The organism is Candidatus Microthrix parvicella Bio17-1 (genome assembly GCF_000299415.1).
Lineage (GTDB): Bacteria > Actinomycetota > Acidimicrobiia > Acidimicrobiales > Microtrichaceae > Microthrix > Microthrix parvicella.
This window is the reverse complement of record NZ_AMPG01000001.1, coordinates 1,673,813-1,700,236: the sequence shown is the minus strand read 5'-3', so window position 1 is coordinate 1,700,236 and position 26,424 is coordinate 1,673,813. Positions and strand designations below refer to the sequence as shown.

Sequence of the window (26,424 nt, the reverse complement as noted above, 5' to 3'; positions counted from 1 at the left end):
CCGGATGGTCCCATCGTTCGACCCGGAAACCAGCCTGGTCCCGTCCGGTGACCACCCCACCGACAACACCGAGTTGGTGTGGCCTTCAAGACGACCGAGTTCAGTGCGCTCGTCGGGGTCCCAGACCCGGATGGTCCCATCGTTCGACCCGGAAACCAGCCGGGTCCCATCGGGTGACCACCCCACCGACCACACCCCGCCGGTGTGGCCTTCGAGACGACCGAGTTCGGTGCCATCGTCGGGGTCCCAGACCCGGATCGTCCCATCGGCCGACCCGGAAACCAGCCTGGTGCCATCCTGTGACCACCCCACCGACCACACCGTGCGGGTGTGGCCTTCGAGACGGCCGAGTTCGGTGCCATCCTCGGGGTCCCACACCCGGATCGTCCCATCGTCGGACCCGGAAACCAGCCGGGTGCCATCGGGTGACCACCCCACCGACAACACCGTGTTGGTGTGGCCTTCGAGACGGCCGAGTTCGGTGCCATCCTCGGGGTCCCAGATCCGGATGGTCCCATCGTCGGACCCGGAAACCAGCCTGGTGCCATCGGGTGACCACCCCACCGACAACACCGTGTTGGTGTGGCCTTCGAGACGGCCGAGTTCGGTACGCTCGTCGGGGTCCCAGACCCGGATGGTCCCATCGTTCGATCCGGAAACCAGCCGGGTGCCGTCCGGTGACCACCCCACCGACCACACCCGGTCGGTGTGGCCTTCGAGACGGCCGAGTTCGGTACGCTCGTCGGGGTCCCAGACCCGGATGGTCCCATCGGCGGACCCGGAAACCAGCCTGGTGCCATCGGGTGACCACCCCACCGACAACACCCCGCCGGTGTGGCCTTCGAGACGGCCGAGTTCGGTGCGCTCGTCGGGGTCCCACACCCGGATGGTCCCATCGGCCAACCCGGAAACCAGCCTGGTGCCGTCCGGTGACCACCCCACCGACAACACCGTGCGGGTGTGGCCTTCGAGACGACCGAGTTCGGTACGCTCGTTGGGGTCCCAGACCCGGATGGTCCCATCGGCCGACCCGGAAACCAGCCTGGTGCCATCCGGTGACCACCCCACCGACCACACCCCGCCGGTGTGGCCTTCGAGACGACCGAGTTCGGTGCCATCCTCGGGGTCCCACACCCGGATGGTGCGGTCAAACGAGGACGAGGCAAGTCGCCTGCCATCAGGATCCCAGGCGAGGCCCCACACCGTGGCGGAGTGCGCCTCCCAGGCCGCCAACACCGTGTTGGATCGGGTATCCCACACGCGAATGCAGCAATCGAACCCGGTTACCGCGACACGATCTCCCGTGGGCGCCCAGGCGACGGCGCTCACTCCATCAAGAGGAAGGTCGAGGGATGTACCGCTTCGGCGAGGGTCATGTCCTGCGAGCCGACGTACCTGGGTGTCCCAGCGTCCGGCGTCCGTGGCGCTGGTGGAGTGACGGCTCCACACAGCCGCAGCGGTGTCGCGTGGGGCGGCCGCCTTGGCCGTAGCCGGAGCCTCACTCGTAGCCCGGAGAATGAGATGCTGGTCTCGGCGCCAACACTCGGCTGCCTCTGCGACCAGGCGGCCGGCCGCCGGGTTTCGAAGCGCGAGGCGCTCGGCCATCGAGAGGTCGTCGAGCATGCCCTCACCGACCGTTACCGAAACCCGTCCGCCAATCCAGTTGGGGTCCAGCACGGTCTCTTGAATCTCGTCCGACAATCCGGCGCCCTTGAGGTGATGGAACAGGTGTCCCCACAGGTACCGCTCGGCGGGCGCGAGGGTGGACCATCGGGTGGTTCCGTGTTCTTCCGAGACCAGCGATCTGGCCCACGTCACCAGGTCGAAATGCCAGTCCTCTGGGTATGGTCCCCTCCGAATGAGGAAGTCGAGCGTCACGTCGTGAAGCTGGATGCTGTCGGCGCTCGAGATCGCACCGTCCCGGTGCGGTGCCGCTTCGGCCGCCCCCGATCGAGACAGCAAACCGGCGCGCAGCAGCGCCCGAATCGACTGAAGTGCGTCGTCGAGGTCGGCGCCCCACAGCCCGGCGACCACGTGGACCGGCACGGGGGTGTCTTCGGGAAAGATGGCCAACTTCCAGAACCGCTTCGCCAGCCCGGGTTGCGTTGACTCCAGTTGGCTGACCGACACCTCGTGAGCCCGATACTCGGCATCGGCGTCGGGGCCCCACGCCCGGTCATGATCGGCAATACGCTCCGAGACCTCGCTCCACGACACGTCGCGCTTGATCATCCCGGCGTAGACCGCCAGGCGAATGGGCCGCCCGTCCGCTGCGGCAATCACCGGGGCCGATTCGGCATCCGACAGGTGGGGGAGTCCGGCCAGTTGGGCGAGGAACCGCCGGGCCAGCGCGTCGTCCAACCGGTCAATGGTCACCGGTGTGCCCCCGATGCCCGTCACCACCGTGTCGGACCGGGAGGTGACCAGCACCCGCCCGGCTCCCTCGCGTGGCACCAGCGATCGCACTCGGGCGGGGTCCCACACGTCATCAAGAACCACCAAGGCCGTGCTGACGCGCAACAGGTCCCGGATCACGGCCAGATACTCCGACGGTTGCTCACACGGGGCCGAGAGCAGATCGTTCAGCTTGTCGGGCAACGGTCCGGCGGTGCTGCGTCGCTGACGAATGCCCGCCACCAGGTCGCCGTGCAAACGCTCGAACCGGGACGGGTGCTCCGCTGGGTCGCGCCCCAATGTCGTCCAATAGACGCCGTCGGGAAACGAGCCCAGAATCCGGGGGTCTTCGGTCAACTGGGCGGCCGCGATCGACTTTCCCAAACCTCCCTCGCCCACCACCACCGGCGGGCCGACGACGCCGGTGACGGCCGCCTCAGACAACACCGCCGCTCGCAACCGATCCATCCGCCCGTCGCCCAGGTCGGCCCAGTCGTGGTTCACCGGCCGTCCGCGTTGCTCCAGCGTGCGGCGATCCTCGGCCGAGAGTTCAAACCCGCTGTCCCCGGTGTGCACAAGCGGTTGGGCCGTCGCCGGTTCTTCGTCGGTCGGGTCCGCACCGGGGGAGCGCTCGCCGGTTGGGGGGTTGCGGACGGCGAGTTCGGTGCACAATTGGGAGAGCACGGCGTCCATGCGTCGTGTGTCGGCCGTCGCAGGCCGGGACCCTGGGGCGAGATCGTTCTGGAACATCGACTGGCTGAGGTCCCCCAACGCGTCGAACGTTTGGTCGAGGTCGCCGCCCAGCTCCGGATACGCCCGTGCCAAGGCCTGAAGGTCGGTTGTCCTGAGGTGCACCCAAAATACCGGCACCCCTCGGGCCTCGTGTTCCCTCAGGATCGCCGGGAACTCGTGGTCGCGGATGTAGGGGGATCCGCCATGTTGAGGCCCCACCAGCACGATGAACGCCCCGGCGTCCTTGATCCACTGCTGTATTTGAGGGTGGAATTTCTGGCCCGATTGCAGGTGGTCATCCCATCGGAGACTCCAGCCGGGCAGATCGCCGAGCCTCTCCCCGAGCACCTGGAGGAACTTGCGTTCCTCTTCGTTTGGGTCGATCTGATCGCGGAAGTCGTGCACGCGATAGCAAGCGAAGATGGTTCGCTCGGCCTGCGCTTCCGTCGGCATGGGTACCGACACTACCCGAGCATCCGTGAAACCTCCCGGAACCAACGCTCCAACTTCGGCTAGCGCCTCGGGCAGTTCCCACTATCCCCACCAGTACCCCACCAGGTGCCCGTAATTGCCCGGTAAGGGTTGACGGACGCGCGAGCGTCGCTCATACTGTCCGCATGCACGGCCCCAGTCACACACCCACGACCTCACGGCAGCCTGCCTTTGGCGACGCCACCGACGCCGACTATCAGGGCTTCGTGTCGTACGCCCACGCCAACCAGGCCGCCGCCTGGCAGCTCCTCACCGAGATCGACGTTGCCAGCAAGGTTGCTGCTCCCCCAGGCTCCTGTTTCCCGAGGGTCTCGGGGTGGTGGGATGACCAGATCGCCATCGGCCAAGGCCAGTGGCGACAGCAGATCGCCGCTGCGGTGGCACGCTGCGACTTTGGGATTTTCCTGCTCAGCAACGACCTGCTCCTCAGCGAGTTCGTCCGCCGTCACGAGTGGGAACCCATCAGGGACGACCCGACCAAGATCGTGATCGTCGCCGGGCTGGCACCGGTCGACTTCGGCAGAGCTCGAATGCACGGCTTCGACGACGAGCAGGTGTACCGCTGGCGTGAGCGACCCAACCAACACCACCACTGGTTCACCGAGCTCGGACCCCGAAACAGGCGACGATTCGCCATGGGGCTGATCGAAGGCCTTCGCGATGCGCTCACTCAACGGAGGACGTCATGAACGACATCACCAGGCTGAATCGTGCTGATGCCGTTGCCGCATTGCGGGCGGCCGTGGGTCAGCTGACCGGCGCCAAGACCCAACGCCGCGCCGCCGCGCTCGCCGACGCAGTGGAGGCCGAAGCCTACGACGGGCCCCGGTTCCCCACCGCCACCGCGTTGGCCGTGTTCGAGGGTGCACCCGATCCCGATGACTCGTTTAAGGAGTTCCGGCGTGAGTTTGGGCAGCAGGTGAAGAAGGCAGGGGGTGACACCACCCTGTGGCTGGACGGGGCGGGCCACGCGCGTGCGTGGGGGGTGAGCTCTCCCTCGTTCGACCGCGCGCAGACCACAAAGGAGGCCGTCACGAAACACTCGGAGGGAGCCGTCCCGGCTGAGACCATCGATGCCGGCGCTCGCGGGGTGTCGATCAAGGATTCACAGCCCGAGTACCTGGTGTATGTCGACCTGGCTCCCGGACAGGCGAGAGCCGTGGAGCTTCTGGAGGAGCTGGACAAGCTGGCCAGGGTCGATCGCCATCTGCGCTGCCGCATTATCCGGCCGCCGCGGACGGCGGCGGAACGTCAGACGATGGCCCGCACGTCGCTCATCAAGTCGGCACAGGTGGTGGTGGTGGGCCTGAGCACCGACTACCTCAGCGAGTACCCCATTGCTGAGGCTGATCGGGGTTGGTGGACGAGCGGAAGCGTGCTTCCCGTGGTGCTTGATGACCTCTCGGACCGAGCCGAGGAGTACACCTTCGGGGTTCCGGTGGTGAAGCCGGAGGGAACCCCGTTCGTCCGACGGCGCGGTCCCGAACGTCGCGCTCAATTGGTCCGAGAGGTGTGGGCCGCTGTCGTTCATCTCCTCAGTGCCGGAGAGCTACGGGATCCGTCACGGGACGACCCTGCCGACCCCAGCCCGGCGCCGGGTGAGCGGCCCTTCGAAGCGACAGCCGATCTGGGCCGACCCAATCGCGCTCAACCGGCGGAGGGTCCCGACGACGACGTCGAGGCAGTTCGTGCGGGGGATCGAACTGCTGTCGGCAGCCTCTTGGCCTCCGGGATCCCGCTCGACCCGGACATCGGATTGGCGGACGGGCACGTCCCCGGTGAGCGGGTCGCGATTCAGATGGCGCGCCCGAAGCGCCTCGGGGAGCGATCGGCGCCGCAGGCCAGCGGCGAGGAGGGGGCAGCCACTGACGGCGGATACGTGCAGCCGATGCTGGACGAATGGCTGCAGCGACCCTTGGTATCTGCGGAGTGGCTCCGTCGGGACCGGGCCGAGAACCCAAGTTCCGTGGAGCCCGATCCGGGATCGCCCGAGACGCAGCGCGAGGACTCCGGCGCCCGGCCGTTCCTGATGCTGCTGGGCGAGTACGGCATGGGCAAGACCACCGCCTGTCAGCTCCTCACCCACCGGCTCTTGGAACAGCGCGGGCAGGGCGCCGCTGCCCGGGTGCCCATCTACCTGGATCTCCGGCGCCTCGGGCCGGCCGGGCGGGCCGATCCCGACCTGCGTACGATTCTGGCGGAGGTTGTCTCGCGCGCCTGGGAAGCGGACGGCACTCGGCCGCCGACGCCCGAAGAAATAGTCGAGCTGGTGCGAGAGCACGGGGCGGTGATCCTCTTCGACGGGCTGGACGAGGTGCTCAACCACCTCGACGAGGAGCGTGGGCAACGGTTCATCGCCGAGCTCTGGCGCATCCTGCCCCCACGGGTGTTGCTGGACCCCGATCAGCGAGATCGTTGCGGCCGGGTGGTCATGAGTTGCCGAACCCACATCTTCCGGTCGCTCGCCGAACAGTCGGCGTTTCTTCTCGGGGGTGGGCGCGAGCAGGTGGGTGAGCGCTATTACGAGGCAATCCAACTGCTCCCGTTCGGAGAAGAGCAGATCCGGCGGTTCTTTGAGAACAACATCGTGGAAGCCACCTCGTCCACGGTGGAGCGGGCGTGGCAATCATTGGGTGAGATCCACAACCTGCGAGAACTGGCGGAGCGGCCGGTGAGTCTTCGAATGCTCACCGCTCAGCTCGCCGACATCGAGCGGCTCCGGCTGCTCGGCCATTCTGTGGGAGCGGTCGATCTCTATGACGGCTTGGTCGAGAGCTGGCTCCTTCGCGACAAGAAGAAGCACAAGATTCCCGAGCGGTTGAAGCCGTGGCTGATGGAGGAGCTGGCGATCGAGCTGTGGGCCCGTTCTGAACGCACCATGGACGCCGACGAACTCGAAGACTGGTTTGAGGGTCGGCTCGACGACGACTCGCGGTTCGCTCGGGCGGTGGCCCGGCTCCCCGAAGCGGAGCGGCACCCACAGGTGCTGGCGGAGGACCTGCGAAACGCCACCGTGGTCGTGCGTCAGGAGGCGGATCGCTTCGAGTTCGCCCATACGTCCCTCTTGGAATATTTCGTCGCCCGCCGATTGGCCCGAACAGTCAGCGACATGACCGATGGCGGAGACCCCAACCTTGGACCGTGGAGCACGCCGAACCTCTCCGACGAGACCCTCGGGTTCCTGGTCGAGCTCCTGGAGCAGTCCGACACGAAGAAGACCGATGTCCTTCTGCGTCACGTCGGATCGTCCTACCGGCCTGGAGTGAGCGAACTCGTGGTAGAGGTGCTCGCCAAGTGGGTCGAGCGGTTTCCGGACAGTGCCCACACGCTGACCTTGGACGGTTGGGATCTGCGAGGCGGTCGAGTGGAGGGTCTCCAGCTGGGAACGCCGCGCCGCGCAATATCGGCCAAGCGCACCGACTTCCGTGGGGCTTCGCTGATTCGTTGCTTCTTCCGCCACGTCGATCTCAGCAATTCCAGCTGGGACGAGGCGCAGGTGGCATCGACCGAGCTGTGGGACTGCCGGCTGACGGGGGCCACCTGGCGGGACACCGCGGCTACTGTGACCAACTTTCGTCGATGCGACGATCCGCCGAACCTGGTTGGCTCGACGCAACTCCCCGTCCCCCATACAGAGCCTACCTCCGAGGGTCGATGGGCGATAGTTGGCCCTTCGATGCGAGGGGTGTTGTCGGTGGGGTGGTCACCCGACGGCACCCGGCTGGTTTCCGGGTCCGCCGATGGGACGATCCGGGTCTGGGACCCCGACGAGCGTACCGAACTCGGCCGTCTCGAAGGCCACACCAACACGGTGTTGTCGGTGGGGTGGTCACCCGATGGCACCAGGCTGGTTTCCGGATCGAACGATGGGACCATCCGGATCTGGGACCCCGAGGATGGCACCGAACTCGGCCGTCTCGAAGGCCACACCAACACGGTGTGGTCGGTGGGGTGGTCACCCGATGGCACCAGGCTGGTTTCCGGATCGAACGATGGGACCATCCGGATCTGGGACCCCAACGAGCGCACCGAACTCGGTCGTCTCGAAGGCCACACCGGCACGGTGTTGTCGGTGGGGTGGTCACCCGATGGCACCAGGCTGGTTTCCGGGTCGAACGATGGGACTATCCGGATCTGGGACCCCAACGAGCGCACCGAACTCGGTCGTCTCGAAGGCCACACCCGCACGGTGTTGTCGGTGGGGTGGTCACCCGACGGCACCAGGCTGGTTTCCGGATCGAACGATGGGACCATCCGGATCTGGGACCCCAACGAGCGCACCGAACTCGGTCGCCTCGAAGGCCACACCCGCACGGTGTTGTCGGTGGGGTGGTCACCGGACGGGACCAGGCTGGTTTCCGGGTCCGCCGATGGGACCATCCTGATCTGGGACCCCGACGAGCGCACCGAACTCGGCCGTCTCGAAGGCCACACCGACTGGGTCCGGTCGGTGGGGTGGTCACCCGATGGCACCCGGCTGGTTTCCGGGTCCGACGATGGGACCATCCGGATCTGGGACCCCGACGAGCGCACCGAACTCGGCCGTCTCGAAGGCCACACCCGCACGGTGTTGTCGGTGGGGTGGTCACCCGACGGCACCAGGCTGGTTTCCGGATCGAACGATGGGACCATCCGGATCTGGGACCCCGACGAGCGCAGCGAACTCGGCCGTCTCGAAGGCCACACCAACACGGTGTTGTCGGTGGGGTGGTCACCGGACGGCACCCGGCTGGTTTCCGGGTCCGCCGATGGGACGATCCGGGTGTGGGACCCCGACGAGCGCAGCGAACTCGGCCGTCTCGAAGGCCACACCGACTGGGTCCGGTCGGTGGGGTGGTCACCCGATGGCACCCGGCTGGTTTCCGGGTCCGACGATGGGACCATCCGGATCTGGGACCCCGAGGATGGCACCGAACTCGGCCGCCTCGAAGGCCACACCAACACGGTGTGGTCGGTGGGGTGGTCACCCGACGGCACCAGGCTGGTTTCCGGATCGAACGATGGGACCATCCGGATCTGGGACCCCGACGAGCGCACCGAACTCGGTCGTCTCGAAGGCCACACCGGCACGGTGTTGTCGGTGGGGTGGTCACCCGACGGCACCAGGCTGGTTTCCGGGTCGAACGATGGGACCATCCGGATCTGGGACCCCGACGAGCGCACCGAACTCGGTCGTCTCGAAGGCCACACCGGCGAGGTGTTGTCGGTGGGGTGGTCACCCGACGGCACCAGGCTGGTTTCCGGATCGAACGATGGGACCATCCGGATCTGGGACCCGAACGAGCGCACCGAACTCGGCCGCCTCGAAGGCCACACCAACACGGTGTGGTCGGTGGGGTGGTCACCCGACGGCACCCGGCTGGTTTCCGGGTCCGACGATGGGACCATCCGGGCGTGGGACGCGCAGACGAACGAGGAAGTCTGGCGGATGGTGCTCCTTCCGCCCGACCGAGACGGTGTGACCCAGTCGGCCGGCTTCGATGGCGACGGCAACCTGCTGAGTTGCACCCAGAACACCTGGCCGGCGCTGGTCTGGGTGGCCGCCAACGATCGAGGTCTCCGTGGATACCCCGTGGAGAACGTGGCGCCGGAGCTCGTCAGTTTGTTGCAGGGCTGAAGCGACGCAGCGAGCTACCGGGGCCCTTGCCATCCCACCCGAACAGGTCGCCACCGGAGCGGCTACGTTGATGGGACGCACTGGGGGTGCGTGGTGGACAAAAGGAGGGGGCCCTGTGACACAGCACAAGCCGACGACGGTGTTGGATCGCCTCAAGGCGTTCGGCGACCTGTGGCGGCTGTCCGACGCCGACTATCACGCCTACATGGGCACCTACACCGAGCTGTTCACCGACTCACCGGAGAACACCAAGGCCGACTACGAACTCGGCATCCCCATGAAGGGGTACGACCAGGGCAGCAGCGACGAGATCAGCCAGTTGTACAAGGTGATCCACATCATGTGCACGCTGGGCTCGGTCGAGAAGATGTACATGCCGCCCACCGTCGACCCGACCACGTCGGTGCTCGACAACCAGATCCTGTTCGAGCGGATCGTGGCCGACGATCTCGACGTGAAACCCGGTGCCAAGGTCCTGGACCTGGGTTGTGGCTGCGGTGCGATCGCCGAGCACATGGCCGAGCTCACCGGAGCCGAGCTGTTCGGCATCAACATCGATCGCTCACAGATCGCCAAGGCCTGGCGCAACCCCAACCTGAACGGCGCCAACTTCAACGTCGGCGACTTCAACGTGCCGCTCAACTTCCCGGACGAGACCTTCGATGCGGTCTACGCCATCCAGCCGATGACGTACGTGACCAACCTGGAGGCGACCTGCCGTGAGGTGCTGCGGGTGCTGAAGCCGGGTGGACGGTTCGTGGTGAACGACGTGGCCGCGCTCGACGCTTACGACCGGGACAACGCGCACCAACGGGGGTTGATCCAGGACACCCGTGAGCTCACCGTGTTTGGCGGGTTCTGGTACTACAAGTACTGGGAGGACGCCTACAAGGCGACCGGCTTCGAGCTGCTGGACTCCGAGGGCAGGAGCGCCGTCGAGATGATCAAGCGCGAGGTCTCGCTGTACGGCAGGTACGAGGCGGCGGTGGCGGCGCTGGCCAAAGTTCGGATCATTCCCACGAAGGTCAACGCCATGATCCACCGGATGAACGCCAAGGCCGATTCCTACATCCAGGCCGAAGCAGAGGAGCTGCTCACCCTCAACTGGAAGACGGTGGCCCGCAAGCCGGGGTGACCGGTCGGGTACCGTCTTGGTCATGGCCGACGACATGCCCACCAAGATCCTTCTCAGCGAAGACGAGCAGCCCACGCAGTGGTACAACGTCATCGCCGACCTGCCGACGCCGCCGCCACCGCCGCTGCACCCGGGCACGCACGAGCCCGCAGGTCCCGACGACCTGGCGCCGCTGTTCCCGATGGCGCTCATCGAGCAGGAGATGACCGCCGATCGCTACATCGACATCCCCGGCGGCGTGCTCGACGTCTACAAGCTGTGGCGCCCCAGCCCGTTGTTCCGGGCCCACCGCCTGGAGGCGTTGCTCGACACCCCGGCCAAGATCTTCTACAAGTACGAGGGCGTCAGCCCGGCCGGGTCGCACAAGCCCAACACCTCGGTCCCACAGGCCTTCTATAACAACGCTGAGGGCGTCACCAAGCTGACCACCGAAACCGGCGCCGGCCAGTGGGGCTCGGCGCTGGCCTTCGCCACCGCCCAGTACGGCATGGAGTGTGAGGTGTGGCAGGTGGCGGCCTCGTACCGGGCCAAGCCACACCGCAAGACCATGATGGAGATCTGGGGCGCCTCGGTGCACCCCAGTCCGTCCGAGCTGACCGAGTTTGGCCGCGGGCTGCTGGCCGAGAACCCCGATCACCCCGGCAGCCTGGGCATTGCCATCTCGGAGGCTGTCGCCATGGCCGTGGCCGACCCCGAGACCCGCTACGCCCTCGGCTCGGTGCTCAACCACGTGCTCTTGCACCAGACGGTGATCGGCGAGGAGGCGCTGCTGCAGCTGGCCAAGGTGGGTGTCACCCCCGACGTGCTGGTCGGCTGCACCGGCGGCGGCTCCAACTTCGGTGGCCTCGCCTTCCCGTTCCTGCGCGAGAAGCTGGCCGGTAACATGAACCCGACGATCCGCTGCGTCGAGCCGGCAGCCTGCCCCACGCTGACCAAGGGCGAGTACCGCTACGACTTCGGCGACACGGCCGGCATGACCCCGCTGCTGAAGATGCACACGCTGGGCCACGGGTTCATCCCCGAGCCGATCCACGCCGGTGGCCTGCGCTACCACGGCATGTCGCCGCTGGTCAGCCACGTGTACAACGAGGGCCTGGTTGAGGCGATCTCGATTCCGCAGACCGAATGCTTCGCCGGGGCGATTCAGTTCGCCCGGGCCGAGGGCATCGTGCCGGCACCCGAGCCGACCCACGCCATCGCAGCTGCGATCCGCGAGGCCCAGGCCGCCAAGGAGGCGGGGGAGGAGCGCGTGATCCTCACCGCACTGTGCGGCCACGGACACCTCGACCTGGCGTCGTACGAGAACTACCTGGCCGGTGGACTCAAGGATTACGACCTGCCCGACGAGGCGATCGCCGCCGCCATGGAGGCCGTGCCGGTCCTCGACTGAGCGGAGTCCTGGCCGAGAGTTGCTGGTACCAGTCCAAACCGCTCGGTGGACGCCGCGGCCCGCAAGGTGCTGTCGAATGCAGCCTGCTTCGCCCGCTCCACGATCTCGTTGTCTCCGCGCCGGCTCACTTGGGTCAAGCAAGCATGATGGCAAGCGCGATGTCGGCGATGCCTACGGTCTGCTTGACGGGCCCTGCCGTGAAGCGTCGACCGAATCATCGAAGCTGGAGCTGTCGGTCGTATCCGGGCTGTTCGGACCGGCCTCTGCGGGAGAGGCCCCGCTGCGTCGCCAGGCCACGAAGAGCCACGCCCCGGCGGCAATGAACGCGATCACCGCCAACAGGCCGTCCGGCACGCGCCCGCCGAGGTTGGTGGCCCATTCCTCGGCGCGAGCCCCGGCCAGGGCCAGCGTGTTGGACTCGACCAGGTTGCCCCCGTTGACGACCATGAAAACGCCGACCGCCACCAGGACCAGGCCAGAGATCAGTGAGGTCGAGTGGAACGTCAGTCGTCCCAGGCGGACAGTCCGACCTCGAAGCCAACGGTTGACCCGCTGCCCGATGCTGCCCCAGGTCAGCGCCAGCACGACGAGTGGCACCACCATGCCCAGCCCGTAGATCGCCAGCAGCAGTCCGCCCCGAACCGGCTGCCCACCCGCCGCGGCAAGCACCAGGATCGATCCGAGGATCGGCCCGGTGCAGAACCCGGTGAGGCCGTAGGCCAACCCCAGCGTGTAGATCGACATCGGGTTGGTCTGTGTGACCGCCGATTCGCCCGAACGACGGAACAACACGAACCCCCCGCCGAAGGCGGTGACGATGCCGAGCACGACGATTGCGATGCCCGCCACGGTCATTACCGTCTCCTGGTGCGACCGGACGAACACCGTGGCCGCCGACGCCGACACCCCCAAGGGCACCAGTGTGGTCAACAGCCCGAGGTAGAAGACGCCGGTGCGAGCCAGCAACTGGCTGCGGCGATCGAACGCGTACGAAAAGAAGGCCGGCAACAGCAACGCTCCGCACGGGCTGAGCAAAGCCAGCAGTCCACCCAGGAACGCGGCGACGTAGCCGATCTCGCCGGCCGGACTCACCGCTCTGTCCCGCTCATGGCGCTGGGTTCATCACGACGTCGACTCGCTGGACTCCTGCACCTCTGCCAAAAACTTGTTCATCTGCTCGTAACTCGAGAACCCTCCCTGTGGCACGCCGTTGACCACCATGGCAGGGGTGGCGGTGAACCCAATTTGATTGGCCATCCGTGAGTCGGTGGCCACCCGCTGCGCGGCTTCGGCGGATCGGTAGTCGGTCATGAACCGGTCGTAGTCCAGGCCGACGTCGTCGGCAACCTCTTGGATCTTGGCCAACATTGCGGGCTCGCTTTGGCGTTGGTGGTAGGCGGACATCTCAGCAGCGCTCGGCTTGGCGCCGTCGAAGCGGGGCTCCGCGCCTCCGGTGATGTAGGGGTACATGACCTCGGCCAGTTCCCAGTACTTGTTCTGCATGCCGGCAGCGGTGCCGGCCAGTGCCCCGGGGTTTGCCCGTTGCTCGTAGGGCAGCATGCGGGACTCGATGCGCAGCTTGCCGGTGTCCACCCAGTTCTGGATCAGCTTGGGCATGGTCAACGTGTGGAAGTGGCCGCACCATCCGCACCCGAACGACTCGAAGGTCACCATCACCAGCGGCGCGTCGACATCGCCGATCGTCATACCCTCGTCGGTGACCCGCAGCGGCGCCATCCGTTCCCGGTTGGGCCCATCCACCGGTGGCGGTGTCGTCGTCGGTTCACCCACTTCGGGGCTGGGGCCCAGCGGTTCGCCGTTGTCGGCCGACTCGGCGGTGATACCCGAGGTGTCCACCAGGGCCGGGTCGTCGCCACTGAGGACGGTCACCGCAACGGCGACGCCGGCGGCCACAAACACCACGACGGGTATCAGGAGGCGGGGGAGCTTCATCCCCGGAGGGTAACGATCGGGCTTCGTTCTCCCACATCGCGGCGGTGGCAGTACCTCAGCGGCCACCTGGTGGCGGAGGGTTCAGGAGGCGTCGTCTTCTTGCAGCTCACCTCTGGGGGCCGTCAAGTCGCGGCCTCCCGCGTCGCCCCGGGTGGCGATGAACCCGACGGAGTCGCAAGCGCTTCGTTGGTTCGCGGCCATTCGCCTAACCTCGCCGCGTGGCAGACACGCTCCCCCCGTATCGATACACCCCCGAGTTGGCCGCCGAGATCGAGCTTCGCTGGCAGGACCGCTGGGAGGCCGACGGCACCTACGAGGCACCAAACCCTGCGGGGCCGCTGGCCGATCCCGAAGCGGTGGCCGATCGGCCGCGCCGCTATGTGCTCGATATGTTTCCCTACCCCTCGGGCGCGGGTCTGCACGTGGGCCATCCGTTTGGCTACATCTCCACCGACGTGTACGCCCGTTACCGCCGCACCCGGGGCGACAATGTGCTGCACGCCATGGGTTACGACGCGTTCGGTCTGCCCGCCGAGCAGTTCGCCGTGCGCACGGGCGCACATCCCCGCACGACAACCGAGGACAACATCGCCACCATGCGCCGCCAGTTGCGACGCATCGGCCTGGGCCACGACGCGCGGCGTTCGGTGGCCACCACCGACGTTGAGTTCTACCGCTGGACCCAGTGGGTCTTCACCCAGATCTTCGAGTCGTGGTTCGACACTGAGGCCGATGTGGCCCGTCCGATTGCCGAACTGCTGGCCGCATTCGAGTCGGGCGAGCGGCCTACTCCCGACGGTCGGGCATGGAACGAACTGGCCGAGGGCGAGCGGCGGGCGATCATCGACGATCATCGCCTGGTGTACTCCGCCGAGATGCCGGTGAACTGGTGCCCCGGGTTGGGCACCGTGCTGGCCAACGAGGAGGTCACCGCCGAGGGTCGATCCGACATCGGCAACTATCCGGTGTTCCGCCGCAACATGCGCCAATGGGTGATGCGGATTACTTCGTACTCCGACCGGCTGCTGGCCGACCTCGACCTGCTGGACTGGCCCGAGCCGATCAAGGTGATGCAGCGCAACTGGATCGGTCGGTCCACCGGCGCCAACGTGTGCTTCGCCACCGAGGCGGGCGACGTCGAGGTGTTCACCACCCGGCCCGACACGCTGTTCGGCGCCACGTTCGTGGTGCTGGCGCCCGAACACCCAATGGTGGACGCGCTGGTCGGCGACGCTTGGCCTGACGGCACGCCCGAGCGGTGGACGCAGGCAACCGCCGATGGCGCCGCGGCGCCGTCGCCCCATGAGGCCGTCGAGGCCTATCAAGCCTCCGCATCGGCCAAGACCGACCGTGAGCGCCAGGAAGACCGCCAGAAGTCCGGCGTCGCCATCGGGGCGTTTGCCACCAACCCGGTCAACGGCGAACAGGTTCCCATTTTCGTCGCCGACTATGTGCTGATGGGCTACGGCACCGGCGCCATCATGGCGGTGCCGGCGGGTGACGAACGTGACTTCGAGTTCGCTCGGGATTATGGCCTTCAGATCACCGCGATCCAGCAGCCGCCCGCAGCGTGGTTCGAGGTTCGCGATATCGAACCCAGCCTGGATACGAGCACCTGGCCCGAGGCATTCGTTGGGGAAGGCGAGTACGTCGGCTCTGCTGACCTGAACGGCGGGATCGACCTGAACGGCGAGCACACGATCGCTGAGGCGGTCGCGCTGATCAACGGCTGGTTGGAGTCGGTTGGCCGTGGCGAGGCCGCCATCACCTATCGGCTTCGAGATTGGCTGTTTAGCCGCCAACGGTATTGGGGCGAGCCATTCCCCATCGTGTGGGACGAGCATGGTCCCCGATCGCTGCCCGACTCGGAGCTGCCGGTGCAGCTGCCGGAGGTGGACGACTACTCGCCGCAGGCGCACGATCCCAACGATGCCGACTCCAACCCGGTACCGCCGCTGGGCCGGGTTGAGGAGTGGGTGAACGTCGACGTCGACCTGGGCGACGGCCCGCAGACCTACCGCCGCGAGCTCAACGTCATGCCCCAGTGGGCCGGATCGTGCTGGTACGAGCTGCGTTACCTCGACCCGACCAACACCGCGACTTTTGTCGACCCCGACGTTGAGGCCTATTGGATGGGCCCGCGTCCCGGCGGGGAAGGCGAGCCGTCCACGGTGGGCGGTGTCGACCTGTACGTCGGCGGTGTCGAGCACGCCGTGTTGCACCTGCTGTACGCCCGCTTCTGGCACAAGGTGTTGTTCGATCTGGGCCACGTCAGTGGACCGGAGCCGTTCCACCGACTGGTGAACCAGGGTTACATCCAGGCGTATGCGTTCACCGACGCCCGGGGCCAGTACGTGGAGGCCTCGGAGGTCACCGAGACCGACGACGGCTTCTTCTTCGAGGGCCAACCGGTCAACCGTGAGTACGGCAAGATGGGCAAGAGCCTGAAGAACATGGTGACGCCCGATGAGATGTACGACGCCTACGGGGCCGACACCTTCCGCCTCTATGAACTCTCCGGCGGGCCGCTGGAGTCGTCGCGCCCGTGGAGCACCCGCGATGTGGTGGGCATGCAGCGGTTCCTTCAGCGCCTCTGGCGAAATCTGGTCGATGAGGACTCGGGCAAGCTGACGGTGACCGATGAATCGGCTGATGACGAGACCCGTCGTCTGCTGGCCCGCACCGTGGCCGGGGTGGGAGAAGACCTCGACGCGCTCCACGCCAACACCGCCATCGCCAAGCTGATCGAGCTGAACAATCATCTGACCAAGGCGGCCGCCCCAGTGGCCCGCGAGGTGGCAGAGCCGATGGTGCAGCTGCTCGGCATCGTCGCCCCGCACCTTGGCGAGGAGCTGTGGGCCAAGCTGGGCCACGCCACCTCAGTGGTGTGGGCGCCGTTCCCCACCGTCGACGAGGCACTGCTGGTCGAGGACACCATCGAGCTGCCGGTGCAGGTCAATGGCAAGGTGCGGGGCCACATCACGGTGGCCGCCGATGCGGATCAGGCCACCATGACGGCTGCGGCCCTGGTAGTCGACAATGTGGCCGCCCACCTCGAGGGCGCCGCGCCCCGCAAGGTCATCGTCGTGCCCGGCCGAATGGTGAACGTCGTCGTCTGATCGACAGGTGGTGGTCGCCGCCCTGGCGACGATGGTTGCCTTGAACTGACGTCTTCGGTTTTGTGGGCGTTGTCGTCGAAGTCAGATTTGGGATGCGCGGGCGCTGACGAGCGCCTGGATCCTGGTGGCCAGGGTGTCGCACCTGGCGATCACGGCGTTGCGAACCGGACCGAGCGCATCGAGGTGGCCGCCGGCGTGAGCGCCAAGAGCGTCGACAAAGGTGTCGAGCGCCCCCCGTAGTTGGGCCACCGATCGGCCCACACCGTCGACGGCGTTGGTCAGGAGCTCATCCTGGATGTCGATGCCCGCCGCAGAGCGTTCGATGTCGGCGAAGTGCTCCCGCGCAACCGGCCAGGCAGCGGCGACCCGGCCGACGTCGGTGGCCCGGGCGGCCTCGCTCGCCTGCTGGTGTGCCCATCGGGCATCGTCCAACAATCTGTCGAGGCTCTGGGAGGTCGTCGCCGATGGCTGGGCGGATGCATGATCCCGGCTGCGGGTCGACCACACGATGAGCCCTCCGACGAGTCCGGCCAGCAACACCAACGTGACCAGGCCGAACGGCCCGAGGCCGCTGTCCTCATCGGACGTGTCGACGGCCGGAGCGGTTGACGTCGGTGGAGCGGTTGACGTCGGAGCCTGCGTGTTGGTGGTGGCGCCGCCGTCGGGGGCGGTGATGTCGGGGGTGCTGACGTCGGGCAGCGTGATGTCGGGGGTGCTGACGTCGGGCAGCGTGATGTCGGGGGTGCTGACGTCGGGCAGCGTGATGTCTGGGGTGGTGACGCCGGCATCGTCCGCCAATGAGGAGATCGGGCCGGTGCCTGCGAGCGCACCGTCGTCACCGCACGAAGCGAGCAGCGCCACGCAGGCGATGGCAACGGAGATGGTCACGGCTACAAGTCCGATGGGGGGTCGGCCGGCTTGGCCGTCGGCGTTCACAGAACCTCGGTTGGTGAGGGGTCTGATGTGGGGGTTGCGCCACCCATCAGGTCGGGGCGCTGTACCGGGTAGGTGTCGGCCGAATCTGCGTAGGCATCGAGGCGGGCCTGACGGGAGCGGTCACGGTCCATGCGATGGATTCGATCACCCAACCAGGTGACGCCCATGTGCACCGCAATGCAGACGATGCCGTAGATCACCATGGCGAAGAGAAACGACGTGTCGAACACAGCGGGCACCGCCTGCCTGGATGTTCCCAGCTGGATCGGTTCGAAGATGCCCCGGAATGGGTTCATCGCCCGATCGGAGCTGCGATAGATCCACCTGACGAACTCGCTGGTTGGATTCGCGCCGAGGAGTTGAAGGGTGAACGCAAGCGCCAGCACCACCTCCACCACCACCAGGTAGGCGTAGATCATGTAACCGAGCACTCGCACCACGAGGGCCGGGATCCGAAGCAAGGAGTCGTGGCTCTTGCCAGGTTCGACCGTTTGAGGAGTTTGGTTCTGATTCACCGCAGCATGGTACTGCCGATTCCCGGTGTGACCGTGACCGTGACCGTTCTTTCGCCCGCCGTGCGAGACAGGGTGCTAGACACGAACATCCGGCTTGGAGCCGGACTCTTTCGAACGCAGCACACCCATGGAAACCAGCAAAGGTGGCTCGAAATGACCGATCCCGTGTTGGTGGCGAATGGTTTGGTCCGTCGCTTCGGAGACCTCACCGCCGTCGACGACGTGTCGTTTCGTATCGAGCCGGGCGAAACCTACGGTCTGCTTGGCCCCAACGGCGCCGGCAAGACCACCATCATTTCCATGGTTGCCGGACTGTTGGGGCCCGACGCGGGCGAGACCCGAATCCTGGGCAAGGCGATCGGGCCGGGAGTGGTGTCGGCAAAGGCACACATCGGCCTGGTTCCTCAGGAACTGGCCATCTACCCCGACCTGACCGGCCGAGAGAACCTGCGGTTCTTCGGCCGGTTGCAGAAGTTGGGCGGCGATCAATTGAAACGTCGCATCGACGAGGTGCTGACCGTGATCGGGTTGGAGGATCGCGGCGGCGATCTCACCAAGGAGTACTCGGGTGGAATGAAGCGGCGCCTCAACATCGGCATTGGCCTGCTGCACCAACCCGAACTCCTGATCCTCGATGAGCCGACGGTGGGCGTGGATCCTCAGTCACGCAATTCGATCCTGAAATCGGTTGAAGCGTTGGCCGTTTCGGGGATGGCCGTGTTGTACACCACCCACTACATGGAGGAGGCCGAGCGGCTGTGCGACCGCGTCGGCATCTTGGACCACGGTGTGATGCAGGCCGAGGGCACCCGCGACGAACTGTTGGTGCTCACCGGCGAGACCGATCGGGTGCACCTTGAAGGCACCGGCAACCTTGAGGCGGCTACGACTGCGCTTCGTCGTCTTGGGGCGGTGAAATCGGTCACCGGTGATCGCCGCAACATCGACCTGACCGTGGAGGACGCACCGGTGGCGCTCGCCGGTATCGTCGGGGCGGCTGCTGAGGCGGGCATGTCGGTCACCGATGTGGAGGTGGCGCGTCCCGATCTGGAGTCGGTGTTTCTGAACCTCACCGGCCGTGCCTTGAGGGACTGAACGTGGACCTGTCGGCCATTTGGATCATGGCGGTGAGTGACCTGCGCCAGCGGATTCGTGACCGATCGGTATTGATCTTCGCCCTGGTGGTGCCCATCGCCATCATGATCGTGTTCAACCTGTTGTTCTCCGGGCTGGGCTCTTCGGAGTCGCTGAAACCGATCACTGTTCGGGTGGCCGCCGAACCCGACGACCGGGTTGCGCAGGGGCTGATCCAGGCGCTGTCGGCCGTGGACGGTCTGAAGGTGACCGCCACTCTGGTGGCGCTGTCGTCGGCCGATGACCTCGCCGCCGATGTCGAGTCGGGCTCGGTGACGGTGGGCGTGGTGTTCCCGGCCGGGTTTGACGCCGCGGTCCGGCAGGGCGGGTCACCCAAGGTGGAGCTGATCGAACCCGGCGACGGCGGTTTGGAACCTCGGGTGGCTGGATCAATCGTGTCGGGTTACGTCGAGCGGGTGGCCACCGGATCGCAGGCGGCCACAGCGGCGGGAGGTCTCGGCATTCGAGGGGCGGACGTCTCCAAGATCGCAGAGGCGGTGGCCACGTCGCCTCCGACGCTCACGGCCGAGGCGGGACGGCCGTCCAATGAGCAACTGAGCACTGGCGGCTACCTGGTGGCGGGGCAGGCCGCCCTGTTCATGTTCTTCACCATCGGCTTCGGTGTGATCACCTACATCCAGGAACGGGAGCAGGGCACCTTGCCGCGCCTGGCATCGATGCCCATTCCGCCTCGCTCGATCCTGCTGGCCAAAGTGCTGGTCAGCTTCATACTCGGCGTGGTCTCCACCGCCGTGTTGCTGGGGGTCGGTGCGCTGCTCTTCAGCGCCAGTTTCGGCAGGATGGTGCCGGTGACGGTGATGATCGTCGCTGCGGTGATGGCTGTGACCAGCCTGGTTCTGTTGGTCACCCGGGTGGCCCGCACCACCGAGCAGGCGCAAGCGGCCACCTCGGTGATCGGCATCCTGATGGGTGTGCTGGGCGGATCGTTCTTCCCCATCAGCGGTGGCGGGCTGTTGGCTCGCCTTTCCGATTTGACCCCTACCGCTGCGTTCATCCGAGGCTTGGGTCTCACCAACGGCGGCGCAGGGGTCGCCGACCTGGGTGGACCGTTGGCCGTATTCGCTGTCTTTGCCGCGGTCTCGCTGGCGGTTGCGGCGCTGCTTGGTGATGACGAGGTGTTCACATGAGCGCGGTGCTGGCCATCGGAACCACCTCGCTCAGGAGGTTCTTTCGTGACCGGTCCAACTTCTTTTTCGTGCTGGTTCTACCCATGTTGCTGGTGGTGGCCATCGGCCTGCAGTTCGGCGATTCGGGGTCGGCCGGCCGGGTGATGCTGGTTGGTTCCGGGCCGTTGGCCCAGGAGGTGAGCGCAGGGCTGAAGCGACAGGACCTGGCGGTTGATCGCCTCGACGGTGCGGGTACTGCTCGCGAGGTGGTGGCCAGGGGCCGGGCCGACGTCGCCGTGCTGGTGTCGCCAACCCACGAGGCCAGGTGGGCCGCCGGCCAATCGGTGCAGCTGACCGTGATCCCCGGCAGCCAGGCCAACGGTCAGGCGAGTGTTGCCACGGTGCAGTCGGTGCTCGCCACCCTGTCCAACAACCGGGCGGCGGTGCGGGCGATGACCGACGCGGGGGTCGGGCCAAGCGAGGCGAAGCGCTCGCTCGACAAGGTGGACGGTGTTGGGCCGTCCCTGACGGTCTCCCTGGTGGGGCAGGATCTGGGCGACGAGTTTGCCGGGCTGGGAGAGTTCGATCTCGGCGCAGCGCAGCAACTGTCACTGTTCATGTTTCTCACGGCGCTCACCGGATCGGCGATGCTGATCCAGTCGCGTGAGCTGGGGGTGACCAGACGCGAGCTGTCGGCCCCGGTGACCGCAGGCCAGGTGATTGGCGGTGAGGTGCTGGGTCGGTTTGTGATCTCCTTGACCCAGGGCTTGTACATGGTGGTGGGAACCGCTGTGCTGTTCGGCGTGAACTGGGGTGATCCCCTGGCCACGGGCTTGGTGGTCGCTTCGTTCGCCGGGGTCAGCGCCGCGGCTGCCATGGTGCTGGGGTCGCTCATGGACAATGCCAACGCCGCCGGTGGGTTGGGCATTGGGTTGGGGTTGGTGGTGGCCGGGCTTGGGGGCTCGATGCTGCCCATCGAGCTGTTCCCCAGCTCGCTGACGGTGGTCTCGGCGCTTACGCCGCACCGCTGGGCCTACGAGGCGTACGCCGAGATCCAGCGACGCGGCGGGGGCGTAGCCGACGTGCTCCCGCAGCTTGGCGTGCTGGTCGCCATGACAGCGCTGCTGTTGCCGTTGGGCGCGTGGCTGCTGCAGCGGTCGCTCTCGAGGGCGATGTGATTCCCGGGTTGTCGGGGCCCGCTCAGGCCCCAAACCAATTGGCGTGAAATCCAAAGGGGATTCGTTGGGGCATGGTCACGCGGGCGATGGGCCCGGCTTCGACATCTCGGGCGTCCAGCACACACACGTCGGTGCGGTCGCCACCCTCGTAGTACACGGCGTTGATCAGCCAGCCGTCGTTTTCGGCGGTTCCGGCCGGGTCGGGAGCGAAGACCGATTCGCCCACATGGCCCCCGGCGCCGCTGTGCCACATTGATCGCTCGCCGGTTGATTGGTCGTAGGCCACCATGGTGTCGAAGTCGCCCTGGTTACCGACGCTGCCGCCGAACGCCGACATATAGGCGTAGCGGTTTGGTACGCCGGTGTACGCGTCGTTGATACGACAGAAGTCACCGGGCAGATCATCGCTCGGTTCCCAACCGGCGGAACCCGAGTCCAGGTCGACCCAGTACCTGGCCGGACGACCCGGCTGATTGTCGGCGGCCTGCTCGTCCAGTGGCGAAGTGGGATCGATTCCGAAGTTCGGGTCGGCCAGGCGAGAGCCCGAGAACTCGATCCGGTTGCCCGTGGCCCAGCCGTTCCAGAAGTGCTGGACGTGGCCGGGCTCGATCTCGAACCAACGCAGGTCGGCATTGGTGCCCCGGCGAGGCATGACGCCGATGCGGGTGCCGTTCTCGGGCTTCCAGTTGACCATGGGCCCGGTGCCCAGGTTCTCGAGGTCGAACACGATGGGCGAATCGAGAAACACAGCGTGTTCCTCGGTGATGATGAAGTCGTGCATCATGACGGGCGCGGGTAGGTCGAGATCGACGCTGTGCACCAGCGCTCCGGTCGAGTCGGCCACGTGGTAGCGCAGGTAGGGTTCGAACAACGAGTATGAAAAGAAGCACATCTCGCCGGTTCGGGGGTCGATGCGGGGATGGGCGGTCATCGCCCCGACCAGCCTGCCGCCGAAGTCGTATTCGCCCAGGGTGTCGAGGTTGGTGTCGACCTCGGTGGGTGGCCCGCCCTCCCAAAGCGCCAGTCGCCTTCCGGCGTGTTCGATGATGTGGGTGTTGGCCGGGTTCTTCAACGGTCCCGCGTCGCCGGTGAGTTTCGGGTCGGGGAAGCTCATCACCTCGGCCAGGCCGTGGTAGACGGCGGCGCCGTGAGCGAGCTCGGCACCCAGACCCCGCGAGCGGATCCAACGGTTGCGGTAGGACACACCGTCGTCGCCGAAGGTGATCCCGTGCAGCATGCCGTCCCCGTCGAACATGTGATAGCTGCCCAGCGGTTCGAATGCCGGGTTGGGCCCGTTGCGGATGAAGCTGCCCCGCAAGCCTGTTGGGATGGTCCCATCCACGTGGCAACCGTCGATGTCGATTTCGGAGCGGACCGGCATGAGGTTGCCGCGAAGGTCTGGTTGGTCGGCGGCGTTGGTGACCGTCGAGGCGAGGTTCGCGACCGATGGTGCAGTTGCTGGTGCCATTGGAGCAGATTATGGGTATTCGTGTGCCCACGCTCGGAAGAGAGTTCAACCAATCTCACCAAATCCTCCCGCCAAGAACAGTGATTCGATGAGGTTGGTTGAGCCGTCGCCCCTGTCGTAGCTTGCCAAAGCGTCACCGACCAGGAAGCGTCCTCCCCCCGTGATCACCTGGCACACATGTTCGTAGCGTTCAAGGAGATCCGCCGGTCACTCGGCCGGTTCTCGCTCTTGACGTTGGCCGTGGCATTGCTGGTGTTGTTGTTGCTGTTCTTCCAGGCCGTGGCGGGAACCTTGACCAGCGGCCTGACCGGAGGTCTCGAGTCGTCCTCGGCCCAGGTGTTCGTTTACGACCAGCAGGCTCGCAGCAATCCGGCGACCAGCGTGTTGCGGCCCGGGGCGCAACAAGAGATTGCAGCGGTGGGGGGCGTTGCCGCCACCTCGCCGATCGGCCTGAGCGTATTCACCGCACGTCTGATCGGATCGGCGGCCCCGGGCGACGGGTCCGGCGGCGCTCAATCCGGCGGCGCTCAATCCGGCGGCGCTCAATCCGGCGGCGCTGAGCTGGACGTGCAGTTGGTGGGCGGCGACCCGTCCGGGCCGTCGGTACCGGCCAAGGTTGCGGATGGCCGGCTTCCCAAGGCACCGGGCGAAGCCTTGTTCAGCGGGTCGGCGTTCGACACCCCGATCGATATCGGCCGCAAGGTTGCAGTGGAAGGTATGACCTTCACGGTGGTCGGCAGCGCAGACGACGCGGCCTTCAACGTGCTGCCGACCCTCTACGTTCCGTTCGAGGATTATGTGAAGGTGTCTCAGGAGCGTGCCGGTTCGCCGGTCGACGTGCCGCCATCGCTGATCGGAGTGACCGTGGCCGACGGAGCCGAACCCGCCGAGGTCGCCCAGAGGTTGAACGAGTCGGTCGATGGGATCGAGGCGTTGGACCGGGCCGACGCGGTGGCTGCGCTCCCAGGGGTTGGCCAAATCACGCAATCGTTCACCATTCTGTATTTGCTGCTCTACATCGTTGTTGCTCTCGTCACCGGTGTGTTCTTCCTGATCCTCACCGTTCAAAAGGAGGACGCACTGGTGCTGCTGCGGGCCGTTGGTGCGGGCAGCCGTGATGTGATCACCTCCGTGCTGATTCAGGTACTGGTTGTGGTCGGCTTGGGTGCGCTGATTGGATCGGCGGTCACCGCCGGCCTGCTGGCGCTGTCCCGGGACGTGTTCGGCGCCGGGCTGAGCCCCTCGACCACGGCCGCGACCGTGGGCCTGATCGTGGTGATCGGCCTCGTTGCGTCGGTCGGGGCGGTGCGACGGGTGCTGGCCATCGACCCGGTGCGGGCCACGTCGAAAGGCGGTCGCTAGCGCGATGCGGATGTCGGGTGTCAACGTGCCACAAGACGCTGCGGGGGTGAACTAGCTGTGGGGATCTTCTTCAAGGAGTTGGTGCGCCGTCCGGGCCGGTTCGTTCCGGTCGGTGGCGCGCTGACGATGCTCGTCGTGTTGCTGGTCGTGCTCGGCGGTTTTCTTGACGGCTTGGAGCTCAACCAGACCGGTCCCTATCGCGCCCACGAGGGTCGGTTGCTTGTCTTCTCCGATCAGAGCGATCTACTCATCGGTCGTTCGCGGGTGGACGTGAAGCAGGCTGATGTGTTGGCGAAGGCCGATGGGGTGGCCAAGGTGGGCGTGCTGAACCAGATCGCCTCGACCGCCCAGGACGTCGACGGTGACGTTGTCGACATTGTGTTGTTCGGTTACGACCTTCCCACCGACGTGCTGCCCGCTCCTCCAAGCGATGATGCCGTCATCGACGCCGCCCTTGCCGACCGAAACGACGTCAAGGTTGGCGACACATTGTTGATTGGCCCCACGTCGGAGCCGGTCGAAGTGTCGAAGGTTGTCGATGATCTGTCGCAGGGCTCGCCGACGGTCTGGCTGTCGAGCAAGCGGTGGCGTGAGATCGTCCAGAAGGCCAACCCTGCCGCCGTGTTACCACCCGGGGTGGACCAGGCGCTGGTCGTCCAACCGAGCGACACGGCATTGGATACCGGCGGGTTGGACGCACTGGCCGGTCGGTTGGGCGGCGAGGACGGCATCGATGTCGTCACCCCGGAGCAGGCGATCCAGGCGTTGCCGGTGGTCCAACAGCAGTCGTCGACCTTTCGGGGCATCATCGGCGTCACCTTCGTGGTCACGCTCATGGTGGTGGCGCTGTTCTTTACGCTGATCACGTTGGAACGGGTTGGCCTGTACGCGGTGCTGAAGGCGCTTGGCGCCAGAACGCGCGATCTGCTGGCTGGTATTTCGGTTCAGGCGGTGTGCGTCAGTGTGGTGGCGTTGGTGCTCGGCGTTGTGCTGAGTGCCGTCTTTGTCAGCGTGCTTCCCGCCACCCTGCCGGTTCGGTTGGTGCCCGCTCGGCTGGTCCAGATCGCCGTTGGCGTGCTGTTGAGCGCCCTGCTGGGAAGCCTGTTCACGCTGCGCCGAGTTCTTCGTATCGACCCTGCCGAAGCGATTGGATAGTGCGTATGCCCGCATTGGAACTGGACAAGGCCCGCAAGGTTTATGGAGCCGACGAGGCTCAGGTGGTGGCCCTTGACGACGTGACCCTGACCGTGGCGGAGGACGAGATGATGCTGCTGGTCGGGCCATCCGGGTCGGGCAAGACCACCCTGTTGACGGTGGCCGGCGCGTTGCTTCGTCCAACCTCCGGCAGCGTGCGGGTTGGCGGCACCGAGATCACCGACCTGAACGACAAGGACCTGGCCAATTTTCGTCGGGACCAGGTGGGCTTTGTTTTCCAGTCGGTCAACCTCGTGCCCTTCCTCACGGCCCGTGAGAACCTTTTGGTTGTCCGCCAGTTTGGCGGCGCCCGAATCGACTCCGAGGCCAAAGATCGTGCCGACGAGTTGCTCGATGAGCTCGGCCTGGGTCAGCGGGGCGACAGCCTGCCCTCCCAGCTCTCGGGTGGCCAGCAGCAGCGGGTGGCCATCGGCAGGGCGTTGATGAACGACCCGTCGCTGGTCCTGGTGGACGAGCCGACCTCGTCGCTCGACTCGGAGTTGGGCAAGCAGGTGATGGACCTGCTCGAACGTGAGATCAAGGGTCGAGGCGTCGCCGCCATCATCGTCACCCACGACGAGCGGGTGCTTGACTACGGCGATCGCACGGTGCGCATCGTGGACGGGGCGCTCCAGGCCGACTGACCCGGGAAGGGCAGCCCGTTCACAGCGCGTTGGG

17 protein-coding genes are annotated in these 26,424 nt (G+C 66.4%); 11 read left to right on the top strand and 6 right to left on the bottom strand.

Annotated elements, in window-relative coordinates; translation table 11 throughout:
- A partial coding sequence (locus MPARV_RS22480) for a WD40 repeat domain-containing protein (RefSeq protein WP_172636564.1) occupies positions 1-3,579 on the bottom strand: 3,579 nt, incomplete at its 3' end.
- Between the two features lie 164 nt (positions 3,580-3,743).
- Between MPARV_RS22480 and MPARV_RS0108165 the strand changes: the two genes are divergently transcribed.
- The 4 genes from MPARV_RS0108165 to MPARV_RS0108150 all read left to right on the top strand — a co-directional run bounded on the left by MPARV_RS0108165 (position 3,744) and on the right by MPARV_RS0108150 (position 11,760).
- On the top strand, positions 3,744-4,307 hold the full coding sequence (locus MPARV_RS0108165; protein WP_012223386.1) for a TIR domain-containing protein: 564 nt from the start codon (positions 3,744-3,746) through the stop codon (positions 4,305-4,307).
- A complete protein-coding gene (locus MPARV_RS22475; RefSeq protein WP_020377887.1) occupies positions 4,304-9,235 on the top strand; it encodes an NACHT and WD40 repeat domain-containing protein in 4,932 nt (1,643 codons plus the stop codon). The genes MPARV_RS0108165 and MPARV_RS22475 overlap by 4 nt, the downstream gene beginning before the upstream one ends.
- A gap of 115 nt (positions 9,236-9,350) precedes the next feature.
- A complete protein-coding gene (locus tag MPARV_RS0108155; protein WP_020377886.1) occupies positions 9,351-10,370 on the top strand; it encodes a class I SAM-dependent methyltransferase in 1,020 nt (339 codons plus the stop codon).
- Between the two features lie 22 nt (positions 10,371-10,392).
- Positions 10,393-11,760, top strand: coding sequence for a TrpB-like pyridoxal phosphate-dependent enzyme (locus MPARV_RS0108150; RefSeq protein WP_020377885.1), 1,368 nt, complete (start codon positions 10,393-10,395; stop codon positions 11,758-11,760).
- A 171-nt stretch (positions 11,761-11,931) separates the two neighbouring features.
- On the opposite strand, the gene MPARV_RS0108145 is transcribed toward MPARV_RS0108150, so the two are convergent.
- Together MPARV_RS0108145 and MPARV_RS0108140 are read right to left on the bottom strand one after the other, a co-directional pair.
- The gene (locus MPARV_RS0108145) at positions 11,932-12,852 is read right to left on the bottom strand and encodes a cytochrome c biogenesis CcdA family protein (protein ID WP_012223382.1); all 921 of its coding nucleotides are present in this window, start codon (positions 12,850-12,852) and stop codon (positions 11,932-11,934) included.
- Between the two features lie 30 nt (positions 12,853-12,882).
- Positions 12,883-13,713, bottom strand: a complete 831-nt coding sequence (locus tag MPARV_RS0108140; RefSeq protein WP_012223381.1) for a DsbA family protein — start codon at positions 13,711-13,713, stop codon at positions 12,883-12,885.
- 218 nt (positions 13,714-13,931) lie between these two features.
- Between MPARV_RS0108140 and leuS the strand changes: the two genes are divergently transcribed.
- Entirely contained in the window at positions 13,932-16,832 is a 2,901-nt protein-coding gene (gene leuS, locus MPARV_RS0108135) for a leucine--tRNA ligase (RefSeq protein ID WP_020377884.1), read from the top strand.
- Positions 16,833-16,913: 81 nt separating this feature from the next.
- On the opposite strand, the gene MPARV_RS24640 is transcribed toward leuS, so the two are convergent.
- Both MPARV_RS24640 and MPARV_RS22470 read right to left on the bottom strand, forming a co-directional pair.
- Complete coding sequence (locus MPARV_RS24640) at positions 16,914-17,720, bottom strand: hypothetical protein (protein ID WP_157789517.1); 807 nt, start codon at positions 17,718-17,720, stop codon at positions 16,914-16,916.
- 44 nt (positions 17,721-17,764) lie between these two features.
- Positions 17,765-18,283, bottom strand: a complete 519-nt coding sequence (locus MPARV_RS22470) for a YggT family protein (protein WP_012223378.1) — start codon at positions 18,281-18,283, stop codon at positions 17,765-17,767.
- A 153-nt stretch (positions 18,284-18,436) separates the two neighbouring features.
- Between MPARV_RS22470 and MPARV_RS0108120 the strand changes: the two genes are divergently transcribed.
- From MPARV_RS0108120 to MPARV_RS0108110, 3 genes are read left to right on the top strand one after another with little or no spacing between them, the layout of a single operon-like run.
- Complete coding sequence (locus MPARV_RS0108120; protein ID WP_031277709.1) at positions 18,437-19,378, top strand: ABC transporter ATP-binding protein; 942 nt, start codon at positions 18,437-18,439, stop codon at positions 19,376-19,378.
- Positions 19,379-19,410: 32 nt separating this feature from the next.
- On the top strand, positions 19,411-20,565 hold the full coding sequence (locus MPARV_RS0108115) for an ABC transporter permease (protein WP_157789516.1): 1,155 nt from the start codon (positions 19,411-19,413) through the stop codon (positions 20,563-20,565).
- Positions 20,562-21,722 carry an ABC transporter permease gene (locus MPARV_RS0108110; RefSeq protein ID WP_020377882.1) on the top strand — a complete coding sequence of 387 codons (1,161 nt, stop codon included), beginning with the start codon at positions 20,562-20,564 and terminating at the stop codon, positions 21,720-21,722. The genes MPARV_RS0108115 and MPARV_RS0108110 overlap by 4 nt, the downstream gene beginning before the upstream one ends.
- Before the next feature lie 22 nt (positions 21,723-21,744).
- Here the strand turns inward: MPARV_RS0108110 and MPARV_RS0108105 are convergent, their stop codons facing one another.
- The gene (locus MPARV_RS0108105) at positions 21,745-23,190 is read right to left on the bottom strand and encodes a carotenoid oxygenase family protein (RefSeq protein ID WP_020377881.1); all 1,446 of its coding nucleotides are present in this window, start codon (positions 23,188-23,190) and stop codon (positions 21,745-21,747) included.
- A gap of 177 nt (positions 23,191-23,367) precedes the next feature.
- Between MPARV_RS0108105 and MPARV_RS0108095 the strand changes: the two genes are divergently transcribed.
- The 3 genes from MPARV_RS0108095 to MPARV_RS0108085 are packed head-to-tail and all read left to right on the top strand — an operon-like array spanning position 23,368 to position 26,390.
- Positions 23,368-24,552, top strand: coding sequence for an ABC transporter permease (locus MPARV_RS0108095; RefSeq protein WP_020377879.1), 1,185 nt, complete (start codon positions 23,368-23,370; stop codon positions 24,550-24,552).
- A gap of 57 nt (positions 24,553-24,609) precedes the next feature.
- Positions 24,610-25,707 (top strand): ABC transporter permease, encoded by a 1,098-nt coding sequence (locus MPARV_RS0108090; RefSeq protein ID WP_020377878.1) that lies wholly within the window; start codon positions 24,610-24,612, stop codon positions 25,705-25,707.
- 5 nt (positions 25,708-25,712) lie between these two features.
- Positions 25,713-26,390 carry an ABC transporter ATP-binding protein gene (locus tag MPARV_RS0108085; RefSeq protein WP_012223370.1) on the top strand — a complete coding sequence of 226 codons (678 nt, stop codon included), beginning with the start codon at positions 25,713-25,715 and terminating at the stop codon, positions 26,388-26,390.
- The last annotated feature ends 34 nt before the right edge of the window (positions 26,391-26,424 follow it).